General features: G+C 71.5%; 7 protein-coding genes. 5 read left to right on the forward strand and 2 right to left on the reverse strand.

The annotated features are described in order from the left end of the window. The 5 genes from ACTWQJ_RS43420 to ACTWQJ_RS43440 form a co-directional block, all read left to right on the forward strand. The coding region (locus ACTWQJ_RS43420) for a cation transporting ATPase C-terminal domain-containing protein (RefSeq protein WP_443311913.1) at window positions 1–723 on the forward strand (723 nt) is incomplete at its 5' end. A gap of 57 nt (window positions 724–780) precedes the next feature. Further along, window positions 781–912 carry a hypothetical protein gene (locus ACTWQJ_RS43425; protein WP_263579104.1) on the forward strand — a complete coding sequence of 44 codons (132 nt, stop codon included), beginning with the start codon at window positions 781–783 and terminating at the stop codon, window positions 910–912. Between the two features lie 366 nt (window positions 913–1,278). Further along, window positions 1,279–3,981 (forward strand): pyruvate dehydrogenase (acetyl-transferring), homodimeric type, encoded by a 2,703-nt coding sequence (gene aceE / locus ACTWQJ_RS43430; protein WP_443311914.1) that lies wholly within the window; start codon window positions 1,279–1,281, stop codon window positions 3,979–3,981. A gap of 71 nt (window positions 3,982–4,052) precedes the next feature. After that, window positions 4,053–5,093, forward strand: coding sequence for a helix-turn-helix transcriptional regulator (locus ACTWQJ_RS43435; RefSeq protein ID WP_443311915.1), 1,041 nt, complete (start codon window positions 4,053–4,055; stop codon window positions 5,091–5,093). Continuing rightward, window positions 5,093–5,611, forward strand: a complete 519-nt coding sequence (locus tag ACTWQJ_RS43440) for a DUF4240 domain-containing protein (protein ID WP_443311918.1) — start codon at window positions 5,093–5,095, stop codon at window positions 5,609–5,611. The genes ACTWQJ_RS43435 and ACTWQJ_RS43440 overlap by 1 nt, the downstream gene beginning before the upstream one ends. Before the next feature lie 7 nt (window positions 5,612–5,618). Here ACTWQJ_RS43440 and ACTWQJ_RS43445 read toward each other — a convergent pair whose 3' ends face one another. Both ACTWQJ_RS43445 and ACTWQJ_RS43450 read right to left on the reverse strand, forming a co-directional pair. Then, window positions 5,619–5,843, reverse strand: coding sequence for a hypothetical protein (locus tag ACTWQJ_RS43445; RefSeq protein ID WP_443311916.1), 225 nt, complete (start codon window positions 5,841–5,843; stop codon window positions 5,619–5,621). 88 nt (window positions 5,844–5,931) lie between these two features. After that, on the reverse strand, window positions 5,932–6,897 hold the full coding sequence (locus ACTWQJ_RS43450) for a peptidoglycan recognition protein family protein (protein WP_443311917.1): 966 nt from the start codon (window positions 6,895–6,897) through the stop codon (window positions 5,932–5,934). Window positions 6,898–7,028: the final 131 nt, after the last annotated feature.

Genomic DNA, 7,028 nt, shown 5'->3' on the forward strand with positions numbered 1-7,028 from the left:
CGGGCCACCCCGGCCGCCCGCGCCGCCGCCGACGTCGTCGTCACCGACGACCGTATCGAGACGATCGTCGACGCCTTCGTCGAGGGCCGGGCCATGTGGGCCTCGGTGCGCAAGGCGCTCGGCATCCTGCTCGGCGGCAACCTGGGCGAGATCGTCTTCACCCTGGCGACCACGCTGCTCACCGGGCGCAGCGCGCTGAACGCACGCCAGCTCCTCCTGGTGAACCTGCTCACCGACATGCTGCCCGCCATGGCGATCGCCGCCCGGCCGCCCGCCGACCACGCCGGCCGGCTGCTCGCGGAGGGGCCGGAGGCCTCGCTCGGCAGGGCGCTGACCCGGCACATCCGGCTGCGCGCCGTCCTCACCACGGCGGCGGCCACCGTCGCCTGGGTGCTCGCCCGGGCGACCGGCACCCGGGGGCACGCCGACACGGTCGCCCTGGTCGCCCTGGTGACGTCCCAGTTGCTCCAGACGCTGGTGGACGCGGGCCGCGATCCGGTGGTCGCATGGGCCGTGGCGGGGTCCCTGGTGGTGCTGGGTGTGGTGGTGAGCGTGCCCGGGCTCAGCCACTTCTTCGGCAGCCGGCCGCTGGGCCCCGTGGGCTGGACGATCGCGCTGGCCTCGGCGGCGGGGTCGGTTGTCGTGCCGGCCGTGGCGCAGGGCATCGCCGGGATGCAAGACAGATTTCACCTGAAGGACACCATCGCGCAGCCTCGTGGATGACATCGGCCCGGACAAAGGAGCCGTACCCCGCACACTGCACACGAAAGGCGGCTCACCATGCCGCACATCCTCACCACGATCGTTACCCAGGTGGCCGTCGCCCTGATCGAGGCCGCCCTGGTGCGCCTGTTCATGCAGCTCTGGAAGTCGTTCGGCGCCACCGCACGTCCGGCGGCCGCCTACGCCTGACCGGACCACGAAGTTCCCCTGAACGCACGGGCCGTTCAGGGGACCGCCTTCCCCGTCCCGGAGCCTGGGCCGACCGCCCAAGTTAGCCGCCCACACCTCATCTGAGCAGGAAGAACGCGGCACCGCGTGCCTGCCGCAAAGGCACCGCGTGCCGACTTTCCCGTGATCAAGAGGTTTTCGCCCTCACCCCTTTGATCGATCATCGATCAGGGAGTTACAGTCGCCGACGGGCCACGCGGCGGAAGCCGCACGGTGTTACAGCACCAAAGCCTCATGCCCTGTCCTGCCAAAGACCAAGGGCAACCGAACCCTTAACCGATGAGGGAAACCCCCTCGGCTTCCCCTTCGACTGAGGAAGGCGGCGACATGACCGACCCCAACGCCATCCAGCCGAGCGAGCTCGACCAGCTCCCGGACCGCGACCCGGAGGAGACCGCCGAATGGCAGGCCTCCCTGGACGCCGTCGCGAAGGCGGCCGGGCCGCACCGTGCCGCGTACCTGATGCGCCGCACGCTGGAGCGTGCCGAGGGCGCCGGCATCGCGCTGCCCAAGCTGCTCGAGACCGACTACGTCAACACCATCCCCACCGCCGCCGAGCCGTCCGTGCCCGGTGACGAGGAGATGGAGGCCCGGATCACCGCCTGGAACCGCTGGAACGCGGCCGCCATGGTGACCCGCGGCTCGAAATACGGCGTCGGCGGCCACATCGCCACCTTCGCCTCCGCGGCCTGGCTGTACGAGACCGGCTTCAACCACTTCTTCAAGGGCAAGGAGGCCGACGGGTCCGGCGACCAGCTCTACATCCAGGGCCACGCCTCCCCCGGCATCTACGCCCGCGCCTTCCTCGACGGCCGGCTCAGCGAGCACCACCTCGACAACTTCCGCCGCGAGTCCGGCGGCAACGGCCTCCCGTCGTACCCGCACCCGCGCCGCCTGCCCTGGCTGTGGGAGTTCCCGACGGTGTCGATGGGCCTCGGCCCGCTCTCCGCGATCTACCAGGCGCGGTTCAACCGCTACCTCACCAACCGCGGCATCAAGGACGTCTCCGCCTCCCACGTCTGGGCCTTCCTCGGCGACGGCGAGATGGACGAGCCGGAGTCGACGGCGGCCCTCGCGCTGGCCGCCCGTGAGGAGCTGGACAACCTCACCTTCGTCATCAACTGCAACCTGCAGCGCCTGGACGGCCCGGTCCGCGCCAACTTCAAGATCGTGCAGGAGCTGGAGGCCCAGTTCCGCGGCGCCGGCTGGAACGTCGTCAAGACCCTGTGGGGCTCCGCCTGGGACGAGCTGTTCCAGCTCGACACCACGGGCGCGCTCGTACGCCGCCTGCGCCAGGTACCCGACGCCCAGGTGCAGACGTACCAGACGCGCGACGCCGCCTACATCCGCCAGGACTTCTTCGGCGCCGACCCGGCGCTGGCCGAGATGGCGAAGCTGCTCAGCGACGACAAGATCCTCGACTGCTTCCACTTCTCCCGTGGCGGTCACGAGCCGCGCAAGGTGTACGCCGCGTACAAGGCCGCCGTCGAGCACAAGGGCGCGCCGACCGTGATCCTGGCCCAGACGGTCAAGGGCCACACCCTCGGTGAGGGCTTCGCGTCGAAGAACGCCAACCACCAGATGAAGAAGCTGTCGGTGGACGAGTTCAAGGCGATGCGGGACCTGCTGGGTCTGCCCATCGCCGACAGCGCGTTCGTCGACGGTGTCGTGCCCTACGCCCACCCCGGTGCCGACTCCCCCGAGGTGCGCTACCTCCAGGAGCGCCGCGCCGCCCTCGGCGGTCCGGCCCCGGCGCGCCGTGTGCACCCGGTCGCGCCGCTGCCCGCGCCCGCCGAGAAGGCCTTCGCCTCCTTCGACAAGGGCTCCGGCGCGCAGAACGTGGCGACCACGATGGCCTTCGTCCGCCTGGTCAAGGACCTGGTCCGCGACAAGGAGACGGGTAAGCGCTGGGTACCGATCGTCCCCGACGAGGCGCGCACCTTCGGTATGGAGAGCCTGTTCCCCTCCCTCGGCATCTACTCGCCCAAGGGCCAGACGTACGAGCCGGTCGACCGCGACCAGCTGATGTACTACAAGGAGGCCAAGAACGGTCAGATCCTCAACGAGGGGATCACCGAGGCCGGTTCGATGGCCGACTTCATCGCCGCGTCCACGTCGTACGCGACGCACGGCGAGGCGATGATCCCGTTCTACATCTTCTACTCGATGTTCGGCTGGCAGCGCACGGCCGACCAGATGTGGCAGCTCGGCGACCAGCTCGGCCGCGGCTTCCTCGTCGGCGCCACGGCCGGCCGTACGACGCTGACCGGTGAGGGCCTCCAGCACGCCGACGGCCACTCCCCCGTCATCGCCGCGACCAACCCGGCCGCGCTGACGTACGACCCGGCGTTCGCGTACGAGATCGCGACGATCGTGAAGGACGGTCTGCGCCGCATGTACGGCGAGGCCGCGCCCGGCGAGGACCCGAACGTCTTCTACTACCTCACCGTCTACAACGAGCCGATGCCGCAGCCCGCGAAGCCGTCGGGCCTCGGCATCGACGAGGGCATCGTCAAGGGCCTGTACCGCTTCAACACGGCGGAGTCGGCGGGGCTGTCCCCGGCGGCGAACGCCCCGCGGATCCAGCTGCTGGGCTCCGGCACGGCGATCCACTGGGCGCTCAAGGCGCAGCAGCTGCTCGCCGAGGAGTGGGGCGTGGCAGCCGACGTGTGGTCCGCGACCTCGTGGAGCGAGCTGCGCCGGGACGCGCTGGAGGCCGACGAGGCGCTGCTGCGCGGCGAGGAGCGGGTGCCGTACGTCCGTCAGGCGCTGCAGGGCGCCGAAGGGCCGGTGCTGGCTGTCTCCGACTACATGCGCCAGGTCCCGGACCAGATCGCGCAGTGGGTCGAGCAGGACTACTCCTCGCTGGGCGCCGACGGCTTCGGTCTGTCGGACACCCGTGAGGCCGCCCGTCGCCACTTCGGCGTCGACGCCGAGTCGATCGTCGTGGCCGCGCTGGCCCAGCTGGCCAAGCGGGGCGAGGTCAAGGCGACGGCCGTGAAGGAGGCGCGCGAGCGCTACGGCCTGTAAAGCGGGCTGCACCATGAAGGGGACCGGCACCACGTGGGTGCCGGTCCCCTTCTGCGCGCCATGATGAACCCATGCGCGCTGCCCGGCTGATCAAGATGGTGCTGCTGCTCCAGTCCCGGCCCTCCATGACCGCCGCCGAACTCGCCCGCGAGCTGGAGGTGTCCGAGCGGACCGTCACCCGGGACGCTCAGGCGCTGTCGGAAGCGGGCGTTCCGGTGTACGCCGACCGGGGGCGGGCCGGCGGGTACCGGCTGATCGGCGGGTACCGGACCCGGCTGACGGGACTGCACCGCAGCGAGGCCGAGGCGCTGTTCCTGTCGGGCGTGCCCGGCGCGTTGCGGGAGATGGGGCTGGAGGACGCGGCCTCCGCGGCCCGGCTGAAGGTGTCGGCGGCGCTGCTGCCGTCCCTGCGTGACGCCTCCCGCACGGCAGCCCAGCGGTTCCATCTGGACGCGCCGAACTGGTTCAAGGAGCCCGAGACACCCGAGCTGCTGCCGGTCCTCGCGGACGCCGTGTGGGACGACCGGCGGATCACCGCCCGCTACCGCAGGGGTGAGGGCGAGGTGAAGCGCGAGCTGGAGCCGTACGGGCTCGTGCTCAAGGCGGGTGTCTGGTACCTGTGCGCGCGGGCGACGCCCCACGGGTCCCACCGGACGTACCGGGTGTACCGGATCGACCGGTTCACGGCCGTCGAGGCCGGGGCGGAGCGTTTCTCCCGTGACGAGGAGTTCGACCTGTCCGGCTTCTGGGAGGAGCGGGCCGAGCAGTTCGCACGGTCCATCCTGCGGGCCGAGGTCGTGGTGCGGCTGTCCGCGGAGGGTGTGCGCAGGCTGTCGTACGCGGTCGATCCGCTCTCCGCGCGGGAGGCGCTGCAGGGCGCGGGCGCCCCGGACGCCGACGGGTGGGTGACGCTGACCCTCCCCGTGGAGTCCGAGGAGGTCGCCCACACGCAGCTCACGGCGCTCGGGCCGGAGGTCGAGGTGCTGGCCCCGGAAGGGCTGCGGGAGCGGTTCGCGCAGGACGCCGCCCGGCTCGCGGAGCTCTACCGCCGACAACAATCCGCCGCACTCCACGTGCGCCCCATCCGTCCAGGCCCGATGCTGGACCCGTGATGGACGAGACGGAGTTCTGGGAGCTCGTGGACACCACCCGCGAGGCCGCCGAGGGCGACCCCGAGGAACAGGCCGACCTGCTCGTCGACCGGCTCGCACAGATGGACCCCGAGTCGGTGCTCGACTTCGCCCGTCACTTCGAGGCCCGCTACAACCGCTCCTACCGCTGGGACCTGTGGGGCGCCGCCTGGGTGCTGCTCGACGGGGCCAGCGACGACGCCTTCGACTTCTTCCGGTGCTGGCTGATCGGCCAGGGCCGGGAGGTGTTCGAGGGTGCCCTGCACGACCCGGACTCGCTCGCCGACCTGCTGGACGACTTCGACGAGGAGATCGACGGCGACGGCGAGGAGCTCGGCTACGCGGCCGACGAGGCCTACGAGCAGCTCACCGGCACCGTCGCTCCGGATCTCGGCATTCCGCCCGCCCCCGCCGAACCGGAGGGCACGCCGATCAACCTCGAGGACGATCGAGTGCTGGCCGAGCGGTATCCGCGGCTGTGGGACCGCTTCAAGGAGTGACGCCCGCTCAGGCGGCCCTGCGCCGGCTCGGGTCCGACGGGATGTACGCCTGCATCTGACCGGCCTTCACCGCGTGGTGCAGCGGGGCCGCGTTGGCCTGGTCCAGGGCCGAGGCGGTGACCGCGGCCGGGCCGAGGACGACCGTCGCGACCGCGCAGAGCACCGTCCAGGGACCACGCAGGGCCCCGGCCCACGTGGACGTCCCGGTGTCCGTACGACTGCTGCTGCTCATGTCTCCACCTCCGGTCGGCTGATGGCCACGACGGTAGGGCGGCCGCCTCTGAGCGGGCTGCGGTGTGGCTGTGGCCTCCCTGTGGGCCTCATGTCCTGCCCTGGAGCCGGGCGGCCCGTTCCCTGATCTCCGGCAGCCGCGCGGTCAGGGCCGCGCCCGGGCAGCTGGTCTGGAAGCCGTCGGTGTGGCCGGCCAGCGCGGGCAGTCTGGCGGAAGTACCGGCGGCGAAGCGGCTCTTGCTGTTGCTGGAGACCAGGCGGACCCGGGTACGCGGGTCGGTGTCCGACAGGCCCAGCTTCCAGGCGGCCAGCGCCGCTATCGCGTCGGTCATCGCCTTCGGCGTCTCGACACCCGCGGTGAAGGTGCCGATGGCGGCGATGCCGACGGTGCGGTGGTTGAAGCCCTGGGTGTGGGCGCCGGTGACGGGGCGGTCGACGCCGCCCGCACGGCCCTCGTAGATCGTGCCGCAGCGGTCGACGAGGAAGTTGTAGCCGATGTCGTCCCAGTGGCGGACGCCGGTCTGGCCCGTGTACAGGTGGCGGATGATGCGGGGGGCGTCGGCGCACTTGTAGCCGTTGGGCGAGTCGGTGTGGTGCACGAACACGGCGACGACCTTGTCGTCGTAGCGCGGCGGTGGCTGTCGGCCGGGGGCCCCGCCCGGCTTCAGCCATACCGACCTCGGAACGACCCGCGGCTTGGGCGCGGTGTACGGGGCGGCGTGGCGGGCCGCGAGCGGGCGGTCGGCCCGGGCGGCCGTCCCGGAGCGGTCCACACCGTGCGCGCACAGCGCCAGAACGGCCACCGCGGTGAGCCCGGGCAGGCAGCCCAGCAGCCCCACCGCGGTGCCGGGTCGGGGCACGGCATGTCGTCGAGCACCTCGCCCTCGCCAAGGGCCATGGGGAAACACGCACATGACCCCACTGTCGGTCGGATGCGGTCCACCCGCGATGTGTGGTGTGCCACCCGGTGGAACCATCGTCCGGGTCCGCGGCGTTTTCCGAGGTACATGCACGCGTGGCTGGTTCCCGACCGACACGCGCGCGTGGTTGATCATTGGGCCCTTCTCGCGCGTACTAGGGCCTGTGTCGGAAGTGGCGTCGCCCGCCCTTCCGACACAGGCCCTGGCATGCCGGGCGCGTGCCGACGCGTACCGACGGGTCCTAGAGAAAGGCGGCTCCGTGGACC

The organism is Streptomyces sp. KR55, from assembly GCF_052245645.1.
In the GTDB taxonomy this organism is placed as follows: domain Bacteria; phylum Actinomycetota; class Actinomycetes; order Streptomycetales; family Streptomycetaceae; genus Streptomyces; species Streptomyces flavusporus.